28 protein-coding genes are annotated in these 24,036 nt (G+C 64.7%); 16 read left to right on the top strand and 12 right to left on the bottom strand.

All coding sequences use genetic code 11. The annotated features are described in order from the left end of the window. Positions 1–6: 6 nt before the first annotated feature. The 3 genes from ACMVY4_RS17810 to ACMVY4_RS17800 form a co-directional block, all read right to left on the bottom strand. Positions 7–1,674 (bottom strand): methyl-accepting chemotaxis protein, encoded by a 1,668-nt coding sequence (locus tag ACMVY4_RS17810; RefSeq protein ID WP_416897325.1) that lies wholly within the window; start codon positions 1,672–1,674, stop codon positions 7–9. 17 nt (positions 1,675–1,691) lie between these two features. Further along, entirely contained in the window at positions 1,692–2,267 is a 576-nt protein-coding gene (locus tag ACMVY4_RS17805; protein ID WP_416897324.1) for a PDC sensor domain-containing protein, read from the bottom strand. Between the two features lie 217 nt (positions 2,268–2,484). Then, positions 2,485–3,021, bottom strand: a complete 537-nt coding sequence (locus ACMVY4_RS17800; RefSeq protein ID WP_416897323.1) for a peroxiredoxin — start codon at positions 3,019–3,021, stop codon at positions 2,485–2,487. Positions 3,022–3,211: 190 nt separating this feature from the next. Between ACMVY4_RS17800 and ACMVY4_RS17795 the strand changes: the two genes are divergently transcribed. The 7 genes from ACMVY4_RS17795 (at position 3,212) to ACMVY4_RS17765 (ending at position 8,632) form a co-directional block, all read left to right on the top strand. Next, positions 3,212–4,759 (top strand): fatty acid--CoA ligase, encoded by a 1,548-nt coding sequence (locus ACMVY4_RS17795; protein ID WP_416897322.1) that lies wholly within the window; start codon positions 3,212–3,214, stop codon positions 4,757–4,759. Further along, the gene (locus ACMVY4_RS17790; protein ID WP_416897321.1) at positions 4,759–5,532 is read left to right on the top strand and encodes an enoyl-CoA hydratase/isomerase family protein; all 774 of its coding nucleotides are present in this window, start codon (positions 4,759–4,761) and stop codon (positions 5,530–5,532) included. Before ACMVY4_RS17795 ends, ACMVY4_RS17790 begins: the two co-directional genes overlap by 1 nt. A 116-nt stretch (positions 5,533–5,648) precedes the next feature. Continuing rightward, complete coding sequence (locus tag ACMVY4_RS17785) at positions 5,649–6,113, top strand: DUF302 domain-containing protein (protein ID WP_416897320.1); 465 nt, start codon at positions 5,649–5,651, stop codon at positions 6,111–6,113. A gap of 67 nt (positions 6,114–6,180) precedes the next feature. Beyond that, positions 6,181–7,095, top strand: coding sequence for a DMT family transporter (locus tag ACMVY4_RS17780; RefSeq protein ID WP_416897319.1), 915 nt, complete (start codon positions 6,181–6,183; stop codon positions 7,093–7,095). Between the two features lie 111 nt (positions 7,096–7,206). Continuing rightward, positions 7,207–7,512 carry a PepSY domain-containing protein gene (locus ACMVY4_RS17775; protein ID WP_416897318.1) on the top strand — a complete coding sequence of 102 codons (306 nt, stop codon included), beginning with the start codon at positions 7,207–7,209 and terminating at the stop codon, positions 7,510–7,512. After that, positions 7,512–8,114: a cytochrome b/b6 domain-containing protein gene (locus ACMVY4_RS17770; protein ID WP_416897317.1), complete on the top strand. Its 603-nt coding sequence runs from the start codon at positions 7,512–7,514 to the stop codon at positions 8,112–8,114. The genes ACMVY4_RS17775 and ACMVY4_RS17770 overlap by 1 nt, the downstream gene beginning before the upstream one ends. Further along, positions 8,111–8,632: a helix-turn-helix transcriptional regulator gene (locus ACMVY4_RS17765; RefSeq protein WP_416897316.1), complete on the top strand. Its 522-nt coding sequence runs from the start codon at positions 8,111–8,113 to the stop codon at positions 8,630–8,632. The genes ACMVY4_RS17770 and ACMVY4_RS17765 overlap by 4 nt, the downstream gene beginning before the upstream one ends. On the opposite strand, the gene ACMVY4_RS17760 is transcribed toward ACMVY4_RS17765, so the two are convergent. The 6 genes from ACMVY4_RS17760 to ACMVY4_RS17735 all read right to left on the bottom strand — a co-directional run bounded on the left by ACMVY4_RS17760 (position 8,616) and on the right by ACMVY4_RS17735 (position 14,586). After that, positions 8,616–10,247: a DUF4166 domain-containing protein gene (locus ACMVY4_RS17760; RefSeq protein ID WP_416900341.1), complete on the bottom strand. Its 1,632-nt coding sequence runs from the start codon at positions 10,245–10,247 to the stop codon at positions 8,616–8,618. The two genes, ACMVY4_RS17765 and ACMVY4_RS17760, sit on opposite strands and share 17 nt — an antisense overlap. 5 nt (positions 10,248–10,252) lie before the next feature. Beyond that, entirely contained in the window at positions 10,253–10,681 is a 429-nt protein-coding gene (locus ACMVY4_RS17755) for a thiol-disulfide oxidoreductase DCC family protein (protein WP_416897315.1), read from the bottom strand. A 71-nt stretch (positions 10,682–10,752) separates the two neighbouring features. Then, the gene (locus ACMVY4_RS17750) at positions 10,753–11,100 is read right to left on the bottom strand and encodes a VOC family protein (protein WP_416897314.1); all 348 of its coding nucleotides are present in this window, start codon (positions 11,098–11,100) and stop codon (positions 10,753–10,755) included. Positions 11,101–11,122: 22 nt separating this feature from the next. Beyond that, positions 11,123–12,442 carry a TRAP transporter large permease gene (locus ACMVY4_RS17745; protein ID WP_416897313.1) on the bottom strand — a complete coding sequence of 440 codons (1,320 nt, stop codon included), beginning with the start codon at positions 12,440–12,442 and terminating at the stop codon, positions 11,123–11,125. 279 nt (positions 12,443–12,721) lie between these two features. Beyond that, positions 12,722–13,378 (bottom strand): TRAP transporter small permease subunit, encoded by a 657-nt coding sequence (locus ACMVY4_RS17740; RefSeq protein ID WP_416897312.1) that lies wholly within the window; start codon positions 13,376–13,378, stop codon positions 12,722–12,724. Between the two features lie 158 nt (positions 13,379–13,536). Further along, complete coding sequence (locus ACMVY4_RS17735; protein ID WP_416897311.1) at positions 13,537–14,586, bottom strand: TRAP transporter substrate-binding protein; 1,050 nt, start codon at positions 14,584–14,586, stop codon at positions 13,537–13,539. A 340-nt stretch (positions 14,587–14,926) separates the two neighbouring features. Here ACMVY4_RS17735 and ACMVY4_RS17730 point away from each other — a divergent pair, with 340 nt between their 5' ends. The 7 genes from ACMVY4_RS17730 (at position 14,927) to ACMVY4_RS17700 (ending at position 22,000) form a co-directional block, all read left to right on the top strand. Next, on the top strand, positions 14,927–15,256 hold the full coding sequence (locus tag ACMVY4_RS17730; protein ID WP_416897310.1) for an FtsB family cell division protein: 330 nt from the start codon (positions 14,927–14,929) through the stop codon (positions 15,254–15,256). 113 nt (positions 15,257–15,369) lie between these two features. Then, positions 15,370–16,413: a pyruvate dehydrogenase (acetyl-transferring) E1 component subunit alpha gene (pdhA, locus tag ACMVY4_RS17725; RefSeq protein ID WP_416897309.1), complete on the top strand. Its 1,044-nt coding sequence runs from the start codon at positions 15,370–15,372 to the stop codon at positions 16,411–16,413. 13 nt (positions 16,414–16,426) lie between these two features. Then, positions 16,427–17,839 (top strand): pyruvate dehydrogenase complex E1 component subunit beta, encoded by a 1,413-nt coding sequence (locus ACMVY4_RS17720; protein ID WP_416897308.1) that lies wholly within the window; start codon positions 16,427–16,429, stop codon positions 17,837–17,839. 12 nt (positions 17,840–17,851) lie between these two features. After that, positions 17,852–19,174, top strand: coding sequence for a pyruvate dehydrogenase complex dihydrolipoamide acetyltransferase (locus ACMVY4_RS17715; protein WP_416897307.1), 1,323 nt, complete (start codon positions 17,852–17,854; stop codon positions 19,172–19,174). 15 nt (positions 19,175–19,189) lie between these two features. Continuing rightward, positions 19,190–20,590, top strand: coding sequence for a dihydrolipoyl dehydrogenase (gene lpdA / locus ACMVY4_RS17710; RefSeq protein WP_416897306.1), 1,401 nt, complete (start codon positions 19,190–19,192; stop codon positions 20,588–20,590). A gap of 22 nt (positions 20,591–20,612) precedes the next feature. After that, on the top strand, positions 20,613–21,560 hold the full coding sequence (gene lipA / locus ACMVY4_RS17705; protein ID WP_416897305.1) for a lipoyl synthase: 948 nt from the start codon (positions 20,613–20,615) through the stop codon (positions 21,558–21,560). An 8-nt stretch (positions 21,561–21,568) separates the two neighbouring features. Then, entirely contained in the window at positions 21,569–22,000 is a 432-nt protein-coding gene (locus ACMVY4_RS17700; RefSeq protein ID WP_416897304.1) for a type II toxin-antitoxin system RatA family toxin, read from the top strand. A gap of 287 nt (positions 22,001–22,287) precedes the next feature. On the opposite strand, the gene ACMVY4_RS17695 is transcribed toward ACMVY4_RS17700, so the two are convergent. Genes ACMVY4_RS17695 through ACMVY4_RS17685 form a run of 3 tightly spaced genes read right to left on the bottom strand, consistent with a single transcriptional unit; the run spans position 22,288 to position 22,856 of the window. Continuing rightward, positions 22,288–22,464 (bottom strand): hypothetical protein, encoded by a 177-nt coding sequence (locus ACMVY4_RS17695; RefSeq protein WP_416897303.1) that lies wholly within the window; start codon positions 22,462–22,464, stop codon positions 22,288–22,290. Positions 22,465–22,504: 40 nt separating this feature from the next. Continuing rightward, positions 22,505–22,669 (bottom strand): hypothetical protein, encoded by a 165-nt coding sequence (locus ACMVY4_RS17690; RefSeq protein ID WP_416897302.1) that lies wholly within the window; start codon positions 22,667–22,669, stop codon positions 22,505–22,507. Next, the gene (locus tag ACMVY4_RS17685) at positions 22,656–22,856 is read right to left on the bottom strand and encodes a hypothetical protein (RefSeq protein WP_416897301.1); all 201 of its coding nucleotides are present in this window, start codon (positions 22,854–22,856) and stop codon (positions 22,656–22,658) included. Before ACMVY4_RS17685 ends, ACMVY4_RS17690 begins: the two co-directional genes overlap by 14 nt. A 568-nt stretch (positions 22,857–23,424) precedes the next feature. Here ACMVY4_RS17685 and ACMVY4_RS17680 point away from each other — a divergent pair. Both ACMVY4_RS17680 and ACMVY4_RS17675 read left to right on the top strand, forming a co-directional pair. Next, positions 23,425–23,661, top strand: a complete 237-nt coding sequence (locus ACMVY4_RS17680; RefSeq protein WP_416897300.1) for a hypothetical protein — start codon at positions 23,425–23,427, stop codon at positions 23,659–23,661. A 150-nt stretch (positions 23,662–23,811) separates the two neighbouring features. Then, entirely contained in the window at positions 23,812–24,027 is a 216-nt protein-coding gene (locus tag ACMVY4_RS17675) for a hypothetical protein (RefSeq protein ID WP_416897299.1), read from the top strand. Positions 24,028–24,036: the final 9 nt, after the last annotated feature.

Below are 24,036 nucleotides of genomic sequence, written 5' to 3'. Positions count from 1 at the left end.
TGGCGGTCAGGCGGCGCGGACGCGGCTCAGGAAATTGTCCAGTTCCGCGTTCAGCGCGTTGGCCTGCTGCGCCAGGCTGCCGGCCGATTCCAGAACCTGCGCCGCCGCTGCGCTGGAGGCGGAAGCGGCCTGGGAGACGCCGCCGATGTTCTGGGTCACGTTCTTCGTGCCCGTGGCGGCGTGCTGCACGTTCTCCGCGATGTTGCGGGTCACGGCGGCCTGTTCCTCGACGGCCGCCGCGATGGTGGAGGCGATACCGTTCAGTTCCTTGACCGCACCGGTCACCCGGCTGATCGCCTCGGCGGAGGTGCCGGTGGCCTTCTGAATGGCCTGGATCTGCTCGGAGATGTCGGTCGTCGCCTTGGCGGTCTCCGACGCCAGGTTCTTGACCTCGGTGGCTACCACCGCGAAGCCCTTGCCGGCCTCGCCGGCGCGGGCCGCCTCGATGGTCGCGTTGAGCGCGAGGAGATTGGTCTGCTCGGCAATCTCGCGGATCATGCCGACGACCTGACCGATGTTCTCGGCGGTGGCCGACAGCTGCTGAACAGTCATCACCGTCTCGTCGGCCTCGCGTTCGGCGGTGCCGGCCCGCGAGGACGATTCGCTCGCCTTCTCGCCGATTTCCCGGATCGATGCGGACATTTCCTCGGCGGCGGAGGCGACGATCTCGACGTTGGCCGTTGCCTGCTCGGACGCACTGGCAACATTCGCGGAGCGGTCATTGGTCTCGTCGACGGTCGAGCGCATCGTCGAGGCCGCCACTTCCAGTTCCGTGGCCGCGCTGGACACCGCCTTGACGATGTTGCCGACAGCCTCCTCGAACTCTGTCGCCAGGTCCTGCATGGCCTGGCGGCGGGATTCCTCGGCACGGCGCGCATTGGCATCGCTTTCGGCTTCCAGTTCCGCCTTGGCAATGGCCTCCTGGCGGAAGCTTTCGATGGAGGTCGCCATGGCGCCGATCTCGTCGGGGCGGCTCAGATAGGGGACTTCGACCTCGGTGTTGCCGGATTCGAGATCCTTCATGACGTCGGTCATGCGCCGGATCGGCTGGCTCACCAGCCGGTGCAGCACGTAGACGATGGCCACAGCGAGCAGCGCGGCAATCACGGCTGCGATGGCCGACGCCGTCAGTGCGCCCGCGGTGATCTCGGCATTCGCCCGGCTGAAGTCCCAGGCAATGGCGATTGCGCCGACGGCCGCGGCCTGCGGCCCGAACGTGGCCGGTACCGCGACGATCTGCTGTTCGCCGCTGGAGACGGAAACGGACCGGCCTTCGCCGAGCGCGGTCGCCAGGGCTTGCGCCACCACATCGTCTTCAGGAGCCTTGAAGCCGTCTGCGTTGAAGTTCAGGACCTCGGCCTGTTCCAGATTGACGACGCGGATGGCGGCAATCGGCGACTTTTCGGAGGCGGTGAGGGGGCTGTAGGCCTCCTCGATCTTGTCCGCCTTCCCGAACCGCACTGCGCCGCCGATCTGGCCGGCCAGCAGGCGGGTCTGCTCGACATTGCCGCTGGCGACGAATTCGTGCGTGCGCCGTTGCTCGCCCGTGATCATCAGGGCGATAATGGCGCCGAAGCCAAGCACGACGCCCAACAGGACGACCGCGACAATGCGCCGGCCAAGGCCCTTCGCTTTGGAACGAGCAGGGACTTCGTCAGTGTTCTTGTCAGACATCGTGCCTGGTGCTCCGATCAGAGGGTCGAGACGTCGACGCCGAAGGTGGCGGCGCCGATCACGGAGCCGTCCGCCGGATCGACGATCGGAACGCTGACCTGGCTCTGATAGGTCTGGGTGGACTCGTCGAGTTCGACCTCGCTGACATGGACGGATTCGGCGCCCACCTGGTAGGTCTCCTGCCACTTCGCCTCGTCACCCTGCCAGTAGTCGGAGGTGACGTCGGACTGACCGACGTTCAGGCCCTTGTTGTCCATCACGAAGATCTCGGTGAACTGGCCGCCGGCGGCGTCCTTCTGCGACTTCAGGTAGTTCGAGACGGCGTTGGCGAGAACCTCGGAGATCATGGCGCCGCCGCCATTCTTCACTTCGGCGCGCCATTCGTTGTCCATGCCGTCGATGTCGGCCTGGGACAGGGCGCCGTGCTTGTCGTTCTGGGCCTTGATCGCCGCGACGACCGAGGGGTCGGAGATGATCGACTTGATCTGGTTGCGGGCCAGGTCCTCCAGCGGACCCTGGAACTCGTTTGCCGATGCGGACGAGGCGGCGAGGGCGAGCGCACCCGCGGCAACGAGGATGGAAAGACGCTTCATTCGTTTTCTCCTGTGACTTGGCGGGGCGTTGGGCACCCGTGAGTGCAAATGGCTATCAGGAGAAACTTTTCGGATGGTAAACGGTGCGCAATTTCTTTGCAGAAAACGCGGCAAGCCCGCCCCGCGGTGTCTTGCGGGACGGGCTCTACCTTGCGGAGTCATTGGTTTTTCAGGCGTTCTGGCCTTGCAGCCTGACGCCCGGCGACTTGCCTGATACTTAGGCGGCCTTGGCGCCGTAGCGCTTGCGGACCACGTCGATCATGTGATCGGCGCTGGAGATCTCGAACGGATCGCCCTCGACGTCGTCGCCCTTGCCGGGCTCCTCGAAGGTCTCGACGATCTCGCCGTCCTCGACCAGCATCGAGTAACGCCAGCTGCGGTAGCCGAAGCCCAGATTGTTCTTCTTCACCAGCATGCCGATCCTGTCGGTGAACTCGCCGGTGCCGTCGGGCAGCAGGGTCACCTTCTCGATGCCCTGATGGCGGCCCCACTGGAACATCACGAAGGCGTCGTTGACCGACAGGCAGATGATCTCGTCGATGCCCTGCTCGATGAACAGATCGTGCAGCTCTTCGAAGCGGGGCAGGTGGGTCGAGCTGCAGGTCGGCGTGAACGCGCCCGGCAGACCGAAGACGATGACCTTGCGGCCGTTGAAGATCTCGTCGGTCGTGCGGTCCTGCCAGCGATAGGGGTTCGGGCCCTCGACGGATTCGTCGCGGACGCGGGTCTTGAAGGTAACGGACGGTACGCGCATCGGGGTAACTCCTTCCAGGTTCGGTGTCTGATGAGCGGAATGTACGTATCGGGTCTCGAATTTCAATAGGAATTAAAATCATTCTAAAAATAATTTGCTGCGGTGCGGTATCGGCGGATTGGGGCTGCGCTGCGCCGGCGGTTCCGCTACGAGACATGCAGGGCAGGCGCGAACCTTGGGGAGGATCGGAATGAAGGTGCTGGGCGACATTTTCCGCCGCCATGCAGAAGAGCGTGGCGACAGCATTGCGCTGAAGTTCGGGGACAGGGTCTGGACCTACGACTCCCTGAACCGGGCGACGAACAGGGTGGCCAACGCTCTCGTCGCCGCCGGACTGGGCAAGGGTGCGCGGATCGCCATTCTCGCCCAGAACACGGATCGGTTCTTCGAACTGCAGTTCGGCGCCGCCAAGGCCGGTGTCGTGCTTGTCCCGGTGAACTTCCGTCTGGCGCCGCCCGAGGTCGCCTTCGTCGTCAACGATGCGGATGCCGAGATCTTCTTCGTGGACGAGGCGCATGCCGGACTCGTTCGCCGGATCGAGGGCGATCTTGAAACCGTGAAGCAGTATGTCGCCATCGATTTCGCCGACGATGCCTGGCCCGGCTACGAGGCCTGGCGCGATTCGCATGGCGACGGCGAGTGCGGCGTCGATGTCCTGCCCCAGGACACCGCCTGCCAGATGTACACCTCCGGCACCACGGGTCATCCGAAGGGTGTCGAGCTTTCGCACCACAATCTGATCGCGCAGATGCCCGTCGCGACCCGCCGCTGGGCTGGCTGGAACGCCGACGACGTCAACCTGATCTGCATGCCGCTGTTCCACATCGCCGGCGGCGGCTGGGGCAATGTCGGCTTCTACACAGGCTGCACCAACATCCTGCACCGGGAGGTCGATCCGGGCCTGATCCTGGAGACCATCGAGGCCGAGCGGGTATCCATCGTGCTGTTCGTACCCGCGGTGATCCTGTTCCTGACCCAGCACCCCAGAGTGAAGGCCACCGACCTGTCGTCGCTTCGCATGGTGATCTACGGGGCGTCTCCGATCCCGCTGGATCTGCTGCAGCGCGCGGTCGGGCTGTTCGGCTGCGATTTCGCCCAGGTCTACGGCCTGACGGAGACGACCGGCGCCATCACCTATCTGCCGCCCGAGGAGCACACCGCCGGCAATCCGCGCATGAAATCCTGCGGCAAGGCGCATGAGGGCGTGGAGATCCGCATCATCGATGCCGATGGCAGCGACATGGCGCCGGGCGAGGTCGGCGAGATCATCTGCCGGACCGAGCAGAACATGAAGGGCTACTGGAAGCGCCCGGAAGCGACGGCGGACGCCATGCGGGGCGGCTGGTTCCACACCGGCGATGCCGGCTATCTGGACGAGGGCGGCTTCCTCTACATCCACGACCGGATCAAGGACATGATCGTCTCCGGCGGCGAGAACGTCTATCCGGCCGAGGTCGAGAGCGCGCTGTTCGGGCATCCGGCGCTGGCGGACGTCGCCGTGATCGGCGTCCCGGACGAGAAATGGGGCGAGGCGGTAAAGGCGGTCGTCGTGCTGAAGGAGGGCGAGAGCGCCGGCGAGCAGGAGATCATCGCCTGGGCCCGTGAACGCATCGCCGCCTACAAGGCGCCCAAGTCGGTGGACTTCGTCGCCGAGTTGCCGCGCAATCCGTCCGGCAAAATCCTGAAACGCGAACTGCGCCGGCCCTTCTGGGAAGGCCGCGACCGGCAGGTGAACTGATGGTGCTGCAGGTCGAGAGCGACGGACCCGTCAGGCGGCTCACCCTGAACCGGCCGGAGCGGCGGAATGCGCTCAATCCCGAACTGTCCGCCGCAATTCATGCCGCCGTCCGCGCCGCCGATGCCGATCCCGACTGCCGCGTGCTCACCATCCGGGGCGCGGCAGGGAATTTCTGCGCCGGACGGGATCTCTCCGGCGACATGGCGCCGAAACCGCTGGACGAGATCATGGCTGCGGACCGGCAATGGGCCGACATCTTCCGCATTCTCGACCGAAGCCATGTCGTCTCGGTCGCGATCGTCGAGGGCTACGCGGTCGCCGGGGGTTTCACGCTGGCGATGGGCTGTGACTTCGTGCTGTCGGAGAAGACCGCCCGGTTCGGCGCGGCCGAGATGCGCAACGGTTTCCCCGCGGCCGTGAACACGCCGATCCTGATGCACCTTGTCGGGCGCCGGCTGGCGCTGGAGCTGGCCATGTTCGGCGACATGGTCTCAGCCGAGCGGCTCTGGCAGATGGGTCTGGTCAATGCACTGGCGGACGGACCGGAGGCGCTGGATGCGCTCGGCGCGGACTGGAGCGGGCGGCTGCTCGGCCTGGGTACGGAGGCCGTGAGGCTGACCAAGGAGAACCATCGGCTGGCCCGTACGGCGCCCCTGTCGGAGGCGCTGACCGCCGGCGCCCAGCAGAACGCGCTGCTGAACACATCGGGCCTCTTCCGCGAGGGCGCGGAGCGTTTCCGCCAAGCCCAGGCGGAAAAGAAGGGTGGCGGCTGACCGCTGCCGTCACCATGTCACTCCCGGACCTGTGAACCGGCGTGAGATGCCATCCGGGTGCCGCCCGGCCAGAACGGGTCGCGTAGCTTTTGACAAGAACGGCTCCGGGAGACGACATGCCCATCATCAGAATTCTGCTCGCCGCATCGGTCGCGCTGGCCGTGGCGGGGACTGCACAGGCGGCGGAGGACGACGGTCTGATCCGCAAGGAAAGCGCCCACGGCGTCTATGTCACCATCGACAAGTTCAAGGCCGAACTCGAAGCGCGGGGCCTGACCGTCTTCACCGATATCGATCACAGCGCCGGCGCGGCGCGTGCGGGAATGGAACTGCGGCCGACGCGGATCGTGATATTCGGCAACCCCGAACTCGGCACGCCGCTGATGCAGGCGGCGCCGTCGATGGCGATCGACCTGCCGCAGAAGGCGCTGGCCTACCGCGACGACGACGGCAATGTCTGGCTGGTCTACAACGATCCCGACTACCTGAAGACACGGCACGGCCTCGAGGGCCAGGACGAGGTGCTGGAACGGGTCAAATCGGCGCTGGACGCCATGACCGACGCGGCCACCAGACCGTAACCGGCCGTAGACCGGCCCTGCGCCGAATTCGCTTGCGGGCGGGTCGCCGCGCGCGCCAAATCCTCCCATGACAGAGGGGAGGGAGAATCTGCGCGGCGCGGCGCTGATGTCGCTGTGCATGGCGGGCTACGGCGTCAATGACGCCATGATGAAGCTGGCGTCCGAGCATGTCAGCTTCGCCCAGGCGATCCTGCTGCGCGGTCTCGTCGCGACCTTCCTGCTGGCCGTCATTGCATGGCAACGGGGGGCCTTCCGCATCTGGATTGCGCCGGGCGACGGGCGGACGCTGCTGTGGCGCATCGTCGGCGAGGTCGGCGGCACCTACTGCTTCCTGCAGGCGCTGTTCAACATGCCGATCGCCAACGCCACGGCGATCCTGCAGTCGCTTCCCCTGGCCGTGGCGCTTGCGGGTTCGATCTTCCTCGGCGAGAAGGTCGGCTGGCGCCGCTACAGCGCCATCCTCGTCGGCTTCGCCGGCGTCATGATCATCGTGCGCCCGGGCGGCGAGGGCTTCGACGCCCACTCGCTCTGGGCGCTCGGCGCTGTCTGCTTCATCGTGCTGCGCGATCTTTCCACGCGTCGGCTCTCGGCCGGCGTGCCGTCCGTGCTGGTGGCAGTGACGACGGCCTTCTGCATTACCGCGATGGGCGCGGTGATGGCGCCGTTCCAGCCGTGGCGGCCGCTGGCCGGTCCCGAACTGGCGTTGCTCGGCGGCGCGGCCTGTTTCCTGATCGCGGGCTACCTGTTTTCGGTTTCGGCCATGCGGATCGGCGACATCGGCTTCGTCTCGCCCTTCCGCTACACCATCCTGATCTGGGCGATCCTGTCGGGCATCATCGTCTTCGGCCACTACCCGGACCGCTGGACCCTGATCGGCGCCGGCATCGTCGTGGCGACCGGCATCTACACCTTCTACCGGGAGCGCCGGCTCGGGCAGAACCTGGCCGCGCGATCGCACGCCCGGCCCGGCCCCCGGCCGTAAGCAGGCGCTTATGCGGGCCAGGATAAGCGGCGGCGCAATTTCCGGACCCGGCGTAGGTCGCCATTGAAGGGGGGCGGCTGGATGGCCGCGTTCCGGAAATGGAGACGACCGATGAACAAGACGATCCTTCTCATCCTTGCCACCCCCCTGATGCTGGCGGTCCCCGCGCTGGCGTCGGACCGCTCCGGCGACGACGGCCGCGAGCGGCTGGAATACCGCGGCGGCGATCACGAAACGCGGGAAACGCCCGCAGCCGGCGAGGCGCTCTCGAAGCTCGAGGCTGACGGTTACCACGTCGTGAAGGTGGAGCGCGAACACGGCCGGCTGGAAGTGAAGGCCGTGCGCGAGGGCCGGCTCTACGAAATCGATATCGACGCCGCCGACGGCCGGATCATCCGGATGCGCGAGGACGACTGATGAACGGAGTCAGTCTTAACAGTGAGCGCATCTGGGATCCCCTGGTTCGGCTCACCCACTGGGGCATCGCGGCGGCGGTGCTGCTGAACGGATTCGTCATCGACGAGCACGCGTTGGCGCACATATGGATCGGCTATGTCGCCGTGGGTCTGCTGGCGCTGAGGCTTGTCTGGGGCGTGATCGGAACCCGGGCGGCCCGCTTCGCCAGCTTCCGGCCGAGCCTCTCGGCGGCGATGGGGCATCTTGGCGACTTGAAGGCCGGACGTCGCCGGCAGCATGCTTCCCACAATCCGCTGGGCAGCCTGATGGTCTATGCCCTCTGGGGAATGCTGGTAGCGGTGTCCGTAACCGGCCTCGCAATGGAAAGCGCGCCCTTTCCTGACAACGGGACCTACACCGCCAGCCATCGGGAAGAGGGCGGCGATGAGCAGGAGGGAGAGGAGATGCTGGAAGAGGTCCACGAGGCTACCGCCAACATCCTGCTGCTGCTCGCTGCACTTCATGTCGGTGGTGTGGTCCTGGAATCGCGGCTCTCCGGTGTGAACCTGGCGCGCCAGATGGTGACCGGACGGCGCGGCAGACCGGATGGCGCTGGCGAATGACGGCGCCCCGGCCAGCGGCAAGACGTGGCCTCGGCGACCGCCGCGCCGCGCTGCTGGCCGGCCTGCTGACGGTGCAGGCACTGTGCGCCGTCTTCTTCGTCGGCGACGTCATCGGTGATTTCGGCAGCGGCGAGATCGATCTGCACACAGCCTTCGAGGGCCTGGTGGCGCTGATGCTGGTGATCGGCGTCGTGCTGGGCGGGCTGGAAATGCGGCGGACGCTGGAACGCAATCAACGCGCGGAAGCGGCGCTGTCGGTCGCCTCCGGCGCCTTCGCCGAACTGATCGAGAGCTATTTCGAGAAATGGACGCTGACTCCGGCGGAGGCCGACGTCGCCATGCTGGCTCTGAAGGGGTTCGACGTCGCCGAGATCGCCGAGTTTCGCGGGGCGGCCCAAGGCACCGTCAGGGCCCAGTTGACGCGGGTCTACGCCAAGGCCGGCGTCTCGAACCGGACCCAGCTCGTCGGACTCTTCGTCGAGGAATTGATGGGCGGGCGGCTCAGGGAGCCGGACTGACCGCTTCCAAGTCTTCATCGGGCGTGACTGTGCCTCGATAGCGGACGATGAGTTCTCCCGTCAGCGGGGCAAAGAGTCCGACATCGAACCTGAATATCCCACCTTCGGCGAACTCGCGGCTGTCGCTGCCTGGAAGAAGTGGTCGAGGGAGAGGAACCCCGAGAAACCAGCCGCGGCGTACCGGCAGTGAAATGATCCCGTCCACGACTGGTAGTTCCTGCTCGTAGTCGAACGGTCCGAAACGTTCCCTGTAGTGCCCCGGTCGGCCAGGCGTCAGATACGATCGGAATCGACGGCCTGCAAAGTTGCGTTCCCAGATCTCACCATAGGATGTCCGGGTCTTGGTTATGGTAAGTGGTACGGACCGGCCAGCCTTGGGAAAGCGGAAAATTACTGCAGACAATCTCGCAAGAAGGCCACGACCGCGGATGACTTCCGCTGTGCCGCTGAAGCTCTCGATGTCCTGCACGGAATGAATCCGCTGAACTACCTGCGGCAGTGCCTCCCATGCGTCGCCAAGAGCAGCACGGAACAATGTGGGACGGTCCTCCTCGATCCGTTCGAACTTCACGGACAGGTCCGCCATCGCAGCTTCGGCGTCCGGCAGCGCAAACATGGCAAGGCAGGCACCGGCACCTGACCGCATGCGGTCCGCCCGACCCAGTATTGCCCGAACGGCAATGCAGGGAATATAGGGGCCATCGCCTTCCTCGACCGTCAGCTTCCAGGTTCGGCGCACCATTCGGCCCCCGATCGTGCCCGTCACCATGACCAGCATCCCGCCCTTGTCGCTGCCAAATCGCTCCATCCAGCCAGCCAGTCGCTGTGCCAGCGGTACGAGTAGCGACGGCAACTTCCCAAGGCCGGCGCGCCTGACCCAGGCCAGCAATCGGGTGCCGCTATTCAACAGCGGGGTTTCCATGCCGGCCCTGAACAACACCGATCTCGCGCGGAAGAAGCCGGGAAAAAGCTCGAGGTCAGGAACCCGGACCAGTCTCGCGGTGCGACGGTCGCCGGGGCTGATCTCATAAGTCTCGGGGTCGGACCAACTGTTGGCCTTGCGCCATCGGCCGCCGCGCCAGACGCCGACTGTTGCGCCAACCTGGGCCAGTATGCTCCGGACAACCGAGCGCCCACGCGGCGCCTTGTTTCCGGGCAGGATCACACTCTCGATCACGTCAATCCGGTTCATGTCGTCGGAAAGCGCCCGAGCAGCGGCCGATGACAGACCGGGTACCGACGACGCACCGGACAAGGCGAAGAGCCCGGCCGCCCTGAATTCGGTATCCAGTGTCCTGATCCCGGCCGTGAAGTCCGCATCATCCGAGAGATCGAGGTAGTTCGCACCGTATTCGAGGCAGCTTCTCGCCAGGTGATATGGGTCGCCTTCGTAGGCATGGAACGGGCCCGCGGCATCGACCAGCACGTCCGCACCGTTGTCGAACAGTCGGCCGGTTTCCTCGCCAAGACGATAGGCCAATGCAGCACAGCCGAGTTCCTGTGCAAGCTGCCGAGAGCCGTCGCCGTTGCGTCCGGTGATCGTCACATCGTGACCGTCGCGGGTCAGCAGGCGGGCAAGCCGGCTGCCGAAGACACCCGTTCCACCGACAATCACGACCTTCAAGGCAGCAGTCGCCGCTGAAGTTCGGCGTCCGGTATGCCGCACATGTCGCCCCGGCCAAAAATTGCGTAGCGATTTTGAGCGATGCGCCTGTAAATCCAGTCACGGGCCGGCCGAGGCAAGACATAGAAAACAGCCATGACGCGCGAGATGCCGCCCAGTCTGCGTCCGCATTCGATCACGGCGTCCATCGAAGTCCGGACCCGGCCCTCTTCGATCATCAGCCAGCTCTCGGGGTCATCCGGATCGAGCCGGTTCTCGAGCATCAGGGCCCGTCCGCGTTGAGACTGGCTGGTGCAGATCCGGAAGCTTGCGTCGCTATCGTGCCTGGCAATCCATCGGGCCGCGCCGGAACAGAGCGCGCACTCGCCGTCCATCACGACGAGAATGTCGCTGGCGGGAAGCGCGTTCTGATCCGGTCTTTCCATTGAGCGGAGATTTTAGGAGGCGTGATCCTGTTTCCTCATCCGACACGTTGCCACGGTCCGAACCGGTCGCACTACCCCAGAAGGGTCAGGATATTGCCGGAGGGGTCGCGGAAATGGGCGAGGGTGCCGCCCCAGACCTGTTTCTCGGGCGGCTGCTCGAACGTCACGCCCTTCGCGGTCATGGACCGGTAGGCGGCATCGATGTCGTCGACCTGCAGCGACACCCCGACGAAGCGGCCGACCAGGGCCCTGTCCTTGCCCGAGGCCGCCTCGACGATCAGCTCCGCCGTCCCCACGTCAAAGCCCGCGGCCCCGATTTCCGGCATGGACCAGTTGGCCTTCAGGCCCAATGTTTCGCCATAGAAGGCCTGAGCCGCCGCGAAATTGTCGACGAAGATGCGCACGCCGTAGAGTTTCATGCCGGCGCCTCGGTCAGCCTCGCTAATTCAGCATCAGTTCCGGCAGCCAGAGTGTCACTTGCGGGAACAGGATGACGACGCCCAGACCGATCAGCTGCAAGGTCACGAAGGGAATGATGCCCTTGTAGATGTCCTGCATCTTCACTTCGGGTGGCGAGACGCCCTTCATGTAGAACAACGCGAATCCGAATGGTGGTGTCAGGAACGATGTCTGCAGATTCACCGCCACCAGGATCGCGAACCAGTAGATCACCTGATCCTGCACCTGCTGGAAGGGCAGGCCCTCAAGGCCCAGATGCGGCGCGAACTCCGGGGCGAACGCCTTGATGACCGGGGCGAACACCGGAAGGATGATGAGCGTGATCTCGAGGAAATCGAAGAAGAAGCCCATCAGGAAGACCGAGAACATCAGCAGGAACAGCAGCGGCCAGGGGCCGAGCTCCAGGAACTCGATGAACTCGATGATCAGGTCCTCGCCGTAGACGTTCCGGAACACGGTCGAGAAGGCGGTGGCGCCGACGAAGATGAAGAAGATCATCGCCGTCGTCAGGCCGGTGCGGTGACAGACTTCGCGCACGACATCGATGGTCAGCGTCCGGTTGAAGGCGGCCAGCACCATGGAACCGAAGGCGCCGATGCCGGCGGCCTCGGTCGGCGTCGCCCAACCGGCGAAGATCGAACCGAGCACCATGATGATCAGGAAAATCGGCGGCACGAAGCCCTTCAGGATGCCGCCGAAGATGGTGTTGCCTTCCTTGCGGCCGATCCACATGGAGACGCTGAAGATCGCCAGGAAGCCGATCAGCGACCAGTTCACCCAGTCGATGCCCAGGTTCGACAGGACGACGACCGCCAGGACGATGCCGATGACGATGCCGAAATAGAGCGTCACGTTCGAGCGGTTGGTCGGCTCCACCCGGATCATGTCCTCGGGCAGGGGCGGGGCCACGGACGGGTTAATCGAGGCCCGGGTCATGATGTACATGAAGTAGAGACCCGAGAGCACCAGGCCGGGCAGCACGGCGCCGATGAACAGGTTGCCCACCGAGACCGCCAGCAGATTCGCCATCAGCACCAGCATGATCGATGGCGGAATCAGGATGCCGAGCGTGGCGCTGGCGGCGATGGTACCGGTCGCCAGGCTGTGCTGGTAGCCGCGGTTGAGCATGGTCGGCAGCGCCAGCAGCGTCATCATCACGACCGATGCGCCGATGATGCCGGTGGTGGCGGCCATGATGGTGCCCATCACCGTGATGGACAGCGCCAGGCCGCCGGGGACGCGGCGGAGCATGATCTGCAGGATGTGCAGCAGGTCGGCGGCGACGCGGCTGCGTTCCAGCATCGTGCCCATGAAGACGAAACAGGGGATGGCGACCAGGATCGGGTTCTGGATCGCACCGGACGCGCCGTCGCCGCCCCAGATCCGGTTGATGACCTGGAAGAATACCGCGACGTTCGAGCGCGTCGATCGCGATGCCGATCAGACCGAAGATGACCGAGATGCCGCCCAGCGCGAAGGCGACGGGCAGGCCGGTGAACAGCGCCATCGCCAGGGCGAGGAACATGTAGCCGCCGATATACTCGTACAGATGGTCGTCAAGAAACCATTCGATGAATTCCATTACCGGGGCTCCCCGTCGACGGCAATCACGTCATCGGCGTTGTCGAGGGAAGCCTTCGGCAGGACGGCGATGTCGGTGAAGAACTGTATGTTCTCTTCGGCTCTCGAACGCGACTGGTCAGATCCGAAGAGAAAGGTCGCGACGCGGATCAGCGTGGCGACCGCGGCGAACAACAGGATCAGGAAACCGATCGGCAGGACCGACTTGATGACATAGCGCCAGGGAATGCCGACGAGGGATTCCGACCCCTCACCCTGGTGATAGGACAGGGTCACCATGTCGATGGAATAGACCAGGGCGAAGATCAGGAACGGGATGGCGAGAAACACCAGGCCGATGAACTCGATCCAGCACTGGGTCCGACGGGCGCCCATCTCGCGGAAGATGTCGACGCGGACATGGGCGTTCGCGAGGTAGCCCATGCCGAAGGTCAGCATCAGCAGGACGCCGTGGATGTGCCACTGCAGATCCTGGAGAATGAAGGACACGGAGTAGCCGTATTCGATCGTGATGTCGGCCGACCAGGTCGCGATGTATTCGATCTTCCGGGTGATCACGTCGAACATGATGATGAAGATCAGCGGCAGGATGAGCCAGCTGACCCCCCGGCCCACGCGGTTCGATATGGTCGCGAGTCCGTCTGCGAGATTGAGCATGCGTCCGCCCTGCTGTGGGTGTCGGCCGACGGCGGCCCTCTTCCGGGACCTGGGACCGAGTTTGCACGAAAGTGCGAGCAAACGGCCGGCGCGCGAGGCGCCGGCCGCCGTTCTGGATCACGAGGCGGCGGCGCCGGAGCGCCGCCGTTCGAGACGGCCTACTTCAGGTAGCCGCGCTCGCCCCAGATCTTGTACTGCTCGTGGAAGGCGGAATAGCTGTCCCAGAGGTTCTTCACATCCGGATTGGCAGCGATTTCCTCGGCCAAGACTTCCTGCCAGGCGTCGCGGAGGCTGTTCAGGACGTCGTCGGACCAGGTGACGTTCTCGACGCCGTCCTTCTCGTTTGCGATCATCGCCGCGGGCTGAAGGGCCTCGCCTTCGGCAAGCTCGATGCCCTGGTTCGCGCGGCAGGCTATGTCAAAGATCGCCTGCTGCGAGTCGTCGAGCTCGTTCCACTTGTCGCGGTTGACGAGGATCTCGTTGGTGGTCGACTGCTGGTGCCAGCCCGGGAAGTAGTTGTACTTCGCGATCTGGTAGAAGCCGAGCGTGCGGTCGATGGCGGGCATGGAGAACTCGGTCGCGTCGATGGTGCCGAGCTCGAGCGCCGGGTAGATGTCGCCGCCGGCCAGCTGCTGCGTGGCCACACCGAACTTCTGCATCACCTTCGCGCCGACGCCGAAGAAGCGCATCTTCAGGCCCTTCAGCTGGTCCAGGCTCGTGATCTTCTCGCGGAACCAGCCGGAGGTCTCCGGCGGAATCATGCCGCAATAGAAGTATTCGATGCCGTCACGGCCATAGAGCTCCTTGCCGATCTCGACGCCGCCGCCGAACTGCAGCCAGGCGTTGAATTCCAGTGCGCCCGGGCCGAACGGCCAGGTCGACAGGAAGGCGAAAGCGGAGTTCTTGCCCTGGTTGGCGCCCGGCGTCCCGTACGCCGCCTCGAATGCGCCCTGACTGACGGGATCGTAGTACGCGTAACCGCCGGCAAGTGCGCCTGGCTCGAATACCTTGATATCGAAATCACCATTCGAGGCGCGGCCGACCCAATCGGAAATGCGCGGACCGACAGGCCCCAGGACCGCCACGTTGGTGCCAAATGCGGAATGCAGCTTCCAGCGGACCTTCTTGGCGTCCGCGTCGGATGCCGAGATGGCCAGCGTCGTGGCCGCTGCGAGCGCAATTGCGCCCAGCGTTCTTGCAATTCTCATCATGTACCTCCCTAGGTCTGGGCTATTTGTTTTTTGCCCAGCTCTATTGCGGCCCACCAAGGGCCGGTTGTCAAACATCACGTGACCTGAGGTGTCCCCCTCAGTGCCGGCGTGTCTGATTGACGCGACAACCGGGTCCAATACAGAACGACGCTGCGTAAGGCAATCCAGGCGAGGCGTGGGGCCGGTCTGGCGGGTTGTCCCGGAGTGAATCAGGGGTGCCGCCGCCAGGTGCCCGACTGTGTCCGCCCGGCAACGGGCGCGACGCCGCGCCGGGAATTTGCCGGACGCGGGGCAAATCCGGTTTGACCGCGCGAATCGGTTCTGATTCGGTGCGCGGATGCACTTCGCCAATTCCAGCAAGGGCGCCCTGTCGCGGCTGGCGGTTCCCGCCATCTGTCTGGCCCTGATTGCCTATTTCGGCTTTCACGGCATCCAGGGCGAGCGCGGGCTGAACGCCCTCCAGTCGCTGGAGGACGAGACCGCGGCGCGCCAGGACGAACTTGCGCGTCTGAATGCCGAACGCGAGATCCTTCAGCGCCGGGTCGACCTGATCTCCGGTCCCGAAGTGGATGGCGATATTCTCGGCGAGCAGGTGCGGCGGCTGTTCGGCTGGACCGCTCCGGGCGAGATCGTGATCTATCAGAAGGCCGGCGAGGACCAGCGTTAACCGATATCGAGTTAATGCTACACTATCGCCTTGTGGCTGTCATCTTTCGGTGCGCTAATACCGTTACGGAATGCCGGGTCAATCGGCATCTCAAACGGCGCTGAGGAGGAAACATGGCCAAGCCCGCGAGCAGCCGTTCGCGTTCCCGCTCCCCGCGGTCGAGCGCGAAAAAGGAACCGAACACGCCCGTCGAGACCACTGCCGAGGATCTCTCTGCACTCTACCGCGAGATGCTGCTGATCCGGCGCTTCGAGGAGAAGGCGGGGCAGCTCTACGGCATGGGCCTGATCGGCGGCTTCTGCCATCTCTACATCGGCCAGGAAGCCGTCGTCGTGGGGATCCAGGCAGCGCTGACGGCCAACGACAAGGTGATCACGTCCTATCGCGACCACGGCCACATGCTGGCCTGCGGCATGGAAAGCGCCGGCGTGATGGCCGAGCTGACCGGCCGCGCCGGCGGTTACTCGAGGGGCAAGGGCGGCTCGATGCACATGTTCAGCCGCGAGAAGAATTTCTACGGCGGCCATGGCATCGTCGGCGCGCAGGTTCCGCTGGGCACAGGCCTCGCCATGGCGGAAAAGTACAAAGGCACCGACGCGATCAGCGTCACCTATTTCGGTGACGGATCGGCCAACCAGGGGCAGGTCTACGAGGCCTTCAACATGGCCGCGCTCTGGAAACTGCCGGTGATCTACGTCATCGAGAACAACCAGTATGCAATGGGCACGTCGGTCGTCCGTTCGTCGGCGCAGACCGAGATGTACAAGCGCGGCGACAGCTTCGGCATTCCGGGCCGCCAGGTCGACGGCATGGACGTGCTGGTCGTGAAGCAGGCGGCGGAAGAGGCGGTCGAATATGTCCGCGGCGGCAACGGCCCGATCATCCTCGAGATGAAGACCTACCGCTATCGCGGCCACTCCATGTCGGACCCGGCCAAGTACCGCAGCAAGGAAGAGGTCGCGAAGATGCGGGCCGAGAAGGACCCGATCGAGCGGGTCCGCGTCCGCCTGGTGGAGGAGTTCGGCGTTGGGGACGACGCTCTGAAGGCTATCGACAAGGAAGTGAAGTCGATTGTCTCGGACGCCGCCGAGTTTGCGCAGAACAGCCCGGAGCCGGATCCGTCCGAGCTCTACACCGACGTGCTCGTGGAAGTCTGAGGGGGAGCGGACGATGCCGATCACGATAACGATGCCGGCCCTTTCTCCGACCATGGAGGAAGGCACGCTGGCGAGCTGGCAGGTCAAGGAAGGCGACAAGGTCTCCGCCGGCGATGTGCTTTGCGAAATCGAGACCGACAAGGCGACCATGGAGGTCGAGGCGGTCGACGAGGGGACCATCGGCAAGCTGCTGGTCGACGAGGGCACCGAGGGCGTCAAGGTGAACGCCGCCATCGCCATCCTGCTGGAGGAAGGCGAGGACGAAAGCGCCCTCGACGGCTACACGCCTGAGGGCGGACCGGAGCCGGCGGCATCCGGGGACGAGGACACCTCGGAACCGGCGGCCGAGGCGCCGAAGGCGCCAGCCGAGCCGAAGCGTCACGAACCCGAAGCGTCCGACGACGACGAGGACGAGGAGCCGGAAATCCCCGAAGGCGCGGATCTGAAGGAAGTCACGGTCCGCGAAGCCCTGCGCGACGCCATGGCCGAGGAGATGACCCGCGACGAGAACGTGTTCCTGATGGGCGAGGAAGTCGCCGAGTATCAGGGCGCCTACAAGGTCTCCCAGGGTCTGCTGGAACAGTTCGGCGCCAAGCGGGTGATCGACACGCCGATCACCGAGCACGGGTTCGCCGGCATCGGCGTCGGCGCGGCCTTCGGCGGGCTGCGGCCGGTGGTCGAGTTCATGACCTTCAACTTCGCCATGCAGGCCATCGACCACATCATCAACTCCGCGGCGAAGACGCTCTACATGTCCGGCGGTCAGATGGGCTGCCCCATCGTGTTCCGCGGTCCGAACGGCGCGGCGGCCCGGGTGGGCGCCCAGCACAGCCAGGACTACGCCGCATGGTACGCGGCCATTCCAGGCCTTAAGGTCGTCTCGCCCTATTCCGCATCGGATGCCAAGGGGCTGCTGAAGGCCGCGATCCGCGATCCGAACCCGGTGATCTTCCTGGAAAACGAGATCCTCTACGGCCGGTCCGGCGAGGCCCCGACCGATCCCGAATGGGTGTTGCCGATCGGCAAGGCGAAGGTCGTCCGCAAGGGCTCCGACGTCACGCTGGTGGGTTACTCGATCATGGTCGAGAAGGGGATGAAAGCGGCCGAGATGCTGGCCGAAGAAGGCATCGACGCCGAAGTCATCGACCTGCGCTCGATCCGTCCGATGGATATCCCGGCCGTCATCCGCTCGGTCAAGAAGACCAACCGGCTGGTGACGCTGGAAGAGGGCTTCCCGGCCTGCGGCATCGGCGCGGAGATCTCCGCCAGGGTCATGGAGGAGGCCTTCGACTGGCTCGACGCGCCGGTGAAGCGCGTGACGGGCATCGATGTGCCCATGCCCTACGCGGCGAACCTGGAGAAGCTGGCGCTGCCGCAGGTCGAAACCATCGTCGAGGCCGCCAAGGCGGTCTGCTACGCCGACTAGGGGAGCAGGGACATGCCGATCACGATTACGATGCCGGCCCTGTCGCCCACCATGGAGGAGGGCACGCTCGCAAGCTGGCAGGTCAAGGAAGGCGATACCGTCTCGTCGGGCGACGTGCTCTGCGAAATCGAGACCGACAAGGCGACCATGGAAGTCGAGGCGGTCGACGAGGGTACCATCGGCAAGCTGCTGGTCGCGGAAGGGACCGAGGGCGTGAAAGTCAACGCGCCCATCGCGATCCTTCTGGAGGAAGGCGAGGACAAGAGTGCGCTGGACGGCTACACGCCCGAGGGCGGTCCGACGCCTGAACCGTCAAGCGAAGAACCGGAGCCCGAGCCCGAAAAGGCCGAGCCGGCGCCAGCCGCCGCACCCGCACCGAAGCCGGCCGCCTCGGGCGGGAGCAAGGGTGGCCGCATCTTTGCCAGCCCGCTGGCGAAGCGCATGGCGGGTCAGGAAGGTCTGGACCTCTCCCTGATCGAGGGGTCGGGGCCGAAGGGCCGCATCGTCAAGCGCGATGTCGAGGCGGCGCTGAAGGCCGGCACCGGCAAGAAGGCGGCCGCGAAGCCGGACGCACCGGCCGCCGCCCAGGCTGCGCCGGCGGAGAAGGCCGCACCGGCACCGATGACCGCTTCGTCGTATCCGCCGTCCACGGACGACTACGAGGAGATCAAGCTCAACTCGATGCGGAAGACGATTGCGCGGCGGCTGCTGGAATCCAAGCAGACCATCCCGCACTTCTATCTGACCATCGACATCGAACTGGACAATCTGCTGGCCATGCGGAAGGACCTCAACGGCCGGTCCGACAGCTACAAGATCTCGGTCAACGACTTCATCGTCCGCGCTTCGGCGCTGGCGCTGGCGCGGCACCCGAAGATCAACGCCCAGTTCACCGAGAGCGCGATCCTGCAGCACCGCAAGGTCGACGTCTCGGTCGCCGTGGCGATCGAGGGCGGTCTGATCACGCCGGTGGTCCGGGACGCCGACCGCAAGGGGCTGGTGCAGATCTCGGGCGAGACCAAGGACCTCGCCGGACGGGCCCGCGACGGCAAGCTGACGCCTGATGAATACCAGGGCGGCACCTTCACGGTTTCCAATCTGGGCATGTTCGGCATCGACCAGTTCGTGGCCGTCATCAACCCGCCGCAATCCACTATCCTCGCCGTCGGCTCCGGCAAGCAGAAGCCGGTCGTGAAGGACGGCGCGCTGGCGGTGGCGACGGTGATGACGGCGACGCTGAGCTGCGACCACCGCGTCTATGGCGGCGCCGAGGGGGCCGAGTTCCTCGAAACGCTCAAGGGTCTTCTCGAAGATCCGGTGACGATGCTGCTTTGACCGGAGGAGACTGATATGGCTCAGGAATTCGATCTGGTCGTGATCGGCGGCGGTCCCGGCGGCTATGTCGCCGCGATCCGCGCGGCGCAGCTCAAGATGAAGACGGCGCTGGTCGAGCGCGAGCATCTGGGCGGCATCTGCCTCAACTGGGGCTGCATCCCCACCAAGGCGCTGCTGCGCTCGGCCGAGGTCTATCATCTGATGACCCATGCCAAGGACTTCGGCTTCAAGGTCAACGGTACGATCGAGATCGATTCGGCAGCCGTCGTGAAGCGCTCCCGCGGCGTGGCGAACCAGCTCTCCAGCGGCGTCAAGCATCTGCTGAAGAAAAACAAGGTCACGGTCTTCGACGGCCACGGCGCGCTGGCCGGCAAGGGCGTCGTCAAGGTGACGAAGGACGGCAAGGCCGTCGACGACATCAAGGCCAAGCACATCATCCTGGCGACCGGCGCGCGCGCCAGGGTGCTGCCGGGGCTGGAGCCGGACGGCGACCGCATCTGGACCTACAAGGAAGCCATGGTGCCCGAGGGGCTGCCGAAGTCGCTGCTGGTCGTCGGATCGGGCGCCATCGGCATCGAGTTCGCCAGCTTCTACCGCACGCTGGGCTGCGAGGTGACGGTGGTCGAGGTGCTGGACCGGGTGCTGCCGGTCGAGGATGCCGAGATCTCCGCCATGGCGGAGAAGGCCTTCACCAGGCAGGGCATGAAGATCCTGACCGGCGCGACGGTCGAGAAGCTCGACAAGTCGAAGACGTCGGTCACCGCGACGGTGAAGAAGAAGGACGGCAAGACCGAGAAGATCGAGGTCGAGCGCGTCATCCTGGCGGTCGGCATTGTCGGCAATGTCGAGGATATCGGCCTGGAGAACACCAAGGTGAAGGTGGACCGGACCCATGTCGAGACGGGCCCGTACTGCGAGACCGGCGAGAAGGGCGTCTACGCCATCGGCGATCTGACCGGTCCGCCCTGGCTGGCGCACAAGGCCAGCCACGAGGGCGTCATCTGCGTCGAGAAGATCGCCGGCATGGACGTGCACCCGCTGGAAACAACCAACATCCCGGGCTGCACCTACTGCCATCCCCAGGTCGCCAGCGTCGGCCTGACCGAGGCAAAGGCGAAGGAACTCGGCCACGAGGTCAATGTCGGGCGGTTCCCCTTCGTCGGCAATGGCAAGGCCATCGCGCTGGGCGAGCAGGAAGGTATGATCAAGACCGTCTTCGACAAGAAGACCGGCGAATTGCTGGGCGCGCACATGATCGGCGCCGAGGTCACCGAGCTGATCCAGGGCTACGGCATCGCCAAGACGCTGGAGACCACCGAGGCCGACCTGATGCACACGGTCTTCCCGCATCCGACGCTGTCGGAAATGATGCACGAGTCGGTGCTTGACGCATACGGACGGGCCATCCATTTCTGACCCTCATGGAAAGCGAGGCCGGATGACCGACAAGACCGCCGTTCGCCATCCCGAGAAGGCCCATCGTCCGGACCAGCCGGTCTGGAAGAAGAAGCCGGCCTGGATCCGGGTGAAGGCGCCGACATCGCCGGAGTATCAGGAAACGCGCCGCATCATGCGCGAGCACAAGCTCGCCACGGTCTGCGAGGAAGCCGCCTGTCCGAACATCGGGGAGTGCTGGGCCAAGGGGCACGCGACCATGATGATCATGGGCGATACCTGCACGCGCTCCTGCACCTTCTGTAACGTGAAGACCGGCAAGCCGGGCCAGCTCGATCCGTTCGAACCGGAAGGCGTGGCGCAGTCAGTGAAGAAGCTGGGTCTGAGCCACGTCGTCGTCACCTCGGTCGATCGCGACGACCTGGCCGACGGCGGCGCCGAGCACATGGCCCGGACCATCATCTGTATCCGTGAGGCCAGCCCCGGCACCACCATCGAGGTGCTGACCCCGGACTTCCAGAAGAAGCCCGGCGCTCTCGAGAAGGTCGTCGAGGCGAAACCGGACGTCTTCAACCACAATCTGGAAACGGTGCCGAGGCTCTATACCGAGGTCCGTCCCGGCGCCCGCTACTTCCATTCGCTCCGCGTGCTGTCGCGGGTGAAGGAACTCGATCCCTCGATGTTCACCAAGTCGGGCATCATGGTCGGGCTGGGCGAGGGGCGTGAGGAAGTGCATCAGGTCATGGACGATCTGCGTTCGGCCGATGTGGATTTCCTGACCATCGGCCAGTACCTGCAGCCCAGCCGCAAGCATCATGCGGTCGAGAAGTTCGTGACCCCGGACGAGTTCAGGAGCTTCGAGCGCACGGCCTATGGCAAGGGCTTCCTGATGGTCTCGGCGACGCCGCTCACCCGGTCGTCCTATCATGCCGGCGACGATTTCGAACGCCTCCGGGCGGCCCGCGAACGGCAACTGAAGGCGGCGTCGTAACTGCCGGCATGCCGAAGCACACCGAAACCCGCGTTCTGCCCTACGATCCGCGCCAGATGTACGAACTCGTGGCCGATGTCGGCCGCTATCCCGAGTTCCTGCCCTGGTGCGTCGGCGCGCGCGTGGTGTCGAAAACGGAACGCCAGCTGACGGCCGACCTGTTGATCGGCTTCAAGGTCTTCCGCGAGCGCTTCCGGTCCCGTGTCGATCTGGACCCCGACGACCGCACCATCCAGGTGAACTACGTCGAGGGGCCCATGCGGTATCTGGAGAACGACTGGCAGTTCCTGCCGCACGAGAAGGGCTGCAAGGTCGAGTTCAGCGTCGATTTCGAGTTCCGTTCGATGCTGCTCCGGAGGGCCGTTCAGCCGCTGTTCCACGAGGCCGTGCGGCGGATGGTGGCGGCCTTCGAGAGCCGGGCGAACGCACTCTACGGATAGCCGGCCACCCGGAAGCCGAAAGAGAAGCGGGCGGCCGCCTTTCGGCGACCGCCCGTGGTTCCTGGTGTCGATATTTCCCAGGAGCGGGAGAACCTGACTGCCTGCTCTCTGCTGCCTTCGCGGCTGTTGACCGCCGCTTTCGGCTGTCCGGACACGGATCCGGATAAAAGCCTGGCTACGCTACCCCCTTAGACTGCTGCATCCCGCCATTGTCCATTTGCCGTTCTTGTTCTTCTCGTTCTTGTTCTGATTGGAGAAGGGCGTGGGATGCGGCGCTGCAGTCCGGTTCAGCGGGCTCCCGTGAGACGGACCGGCTGGAACGCCTCAGCAGACGTTCCGGTCACCGATCCGGCTATCTTGAATGTCTTGTCGGCCGGTACGGTATCCAGCGTCGATGCGACGGCCGCGCACACCATGATGGTGACGATGGCGATCATCTTTCCGGCTGCGCGATCACTGATCATTCTACTACTCCCTGCAGTCGGGCCTCTGGGGCCGAAGTTCTTATTCCGAGTTTTCCTGGGGATTGCCTTCGACACTGTCGACGACGGCGTCCGCCGTCTGCTGCGTGTCCTTGCCGATACCGCGGATGGTGTCGTCGCAGGCAACCAGCAGGCCGCCGAACGCCGCGATGGTCAGCAGGGTGAGGGTATGTTCACGAAAGCTCATCTTCGTTGCTCCGGTTCCTGAGGGCCTTGACCATCTTCCGTCCTCGCGACGCCGCGTGACGGGCCTGGCGGGCCTTCGCGTCATGACGCAGCGCGGCTTCAACATCCGGATCCCGTTCCTGCGCGCCGTCACGATCGACATCGTCGATGATGTCGTCCGTAGTCACGATGGTAAGCAGGGTGGGCATGGTGGCTCCTTCTTCGTCTTCAGCATGATTGCCGTGCCTTCAAGCTAGCTATTCAAAGAAAAACGACAAGAAAATTCGTATGGGTCGGCCACTGATCTGCCGGTTGTTCGGTCAGACACCGATCTTTCTCAAGCCACTGAGGTTCAAGAACAGCTGGATTGTGTGTTGATTACATAAACTGTTGAAAATATGTAAGGTGTGGAGATGCCGGAAGTGACAGCGCTTGAAGTAGTTCCAGCGATGGAGTAACTTACTCCAACTTGCCTTGCGGACGATGCGTTTGCGGCGTTGCTGACGCCGTACTGGCCTCCTGCAAGGCCGAATGGCCAGCCGGTTGCGGCAGCGGGGCGTTGAAGCCAACGTCTGTACCCGAATGGCCTTGAACGATTGCTGATCTCATGGACGCCGTTTTATCCATACAGGGACTGAATTTGCCGGCCCGGCGCGATCCGGCCTGCGGTTCGGGTATGGCGGCCCTGCTGGACCAGCGTGGCTCGTTCCGGATTGCTCAGGCAGTCTCTGGAACATCGACATGCGCTGCGCGTTGTTGCGTACGAGGAGTATGATTATGGCTGAAGCCCATCCGCCGAAGAGGACCGAGAAGCTCCAGCTGATGCTGGACGATCTCGAAATGGCAGCGATCGATGATTGGCGCTTTGCCAATCGCATGCCGTCGCGCGCGGCCGCGATCCGCGAACTGATCCGGCTGGGGCTGGAGACGGCGCCGATGCTGGAGGAAACGCCGGTCGACAAGGCGTCGACCGATTTCCGCATCGTCGATCCCGACCAGGCCAAGGACGGCTGAACGCTTCACGTTTCGGCCTCGGACGGAATTTCCGGTTGCCTTCAAGCCTGCACCAATAGATGATTGGTCAACTAAAATCTGAATAACCCGATTTGGTTGACCGCGGAGCGCCATTATTGCCTGCGCAGGTCCTTTCCGGAGGCTGCGCCGATGGCCGGCATTCCCGCCAAACGAACCGAGAAACTCCAATTGATGCTCGACGATGACGAGCTCGCCGCTATCGACGACTGGCGTTTCGAGAACCGCCTGCCGACGCGGGCCGCGGCGATGCGGGAGCTTATCCGGCTCGGCCTGACTGCCCACGTGGGCGAGACCTATGCGGAGCGCCGTACGGCCGATTTCCGCATCGTCGCGCCGGACGCCTGACCGGCCAGC

Origin of the sequence: Minwuia sp., assembly GCF_048007105.1 — a bacterium.
Classification (GTDB): domain Bacteria; phylum Pseudomonadota; class Alphaproteobacteria; order Minwuiales; family Minwuiaceae; genus Minwuia.
Note: the sequence above shows the minus strand (reverse complement) of the source record. Positions and strands in the feature narration are given on the sequence as shown.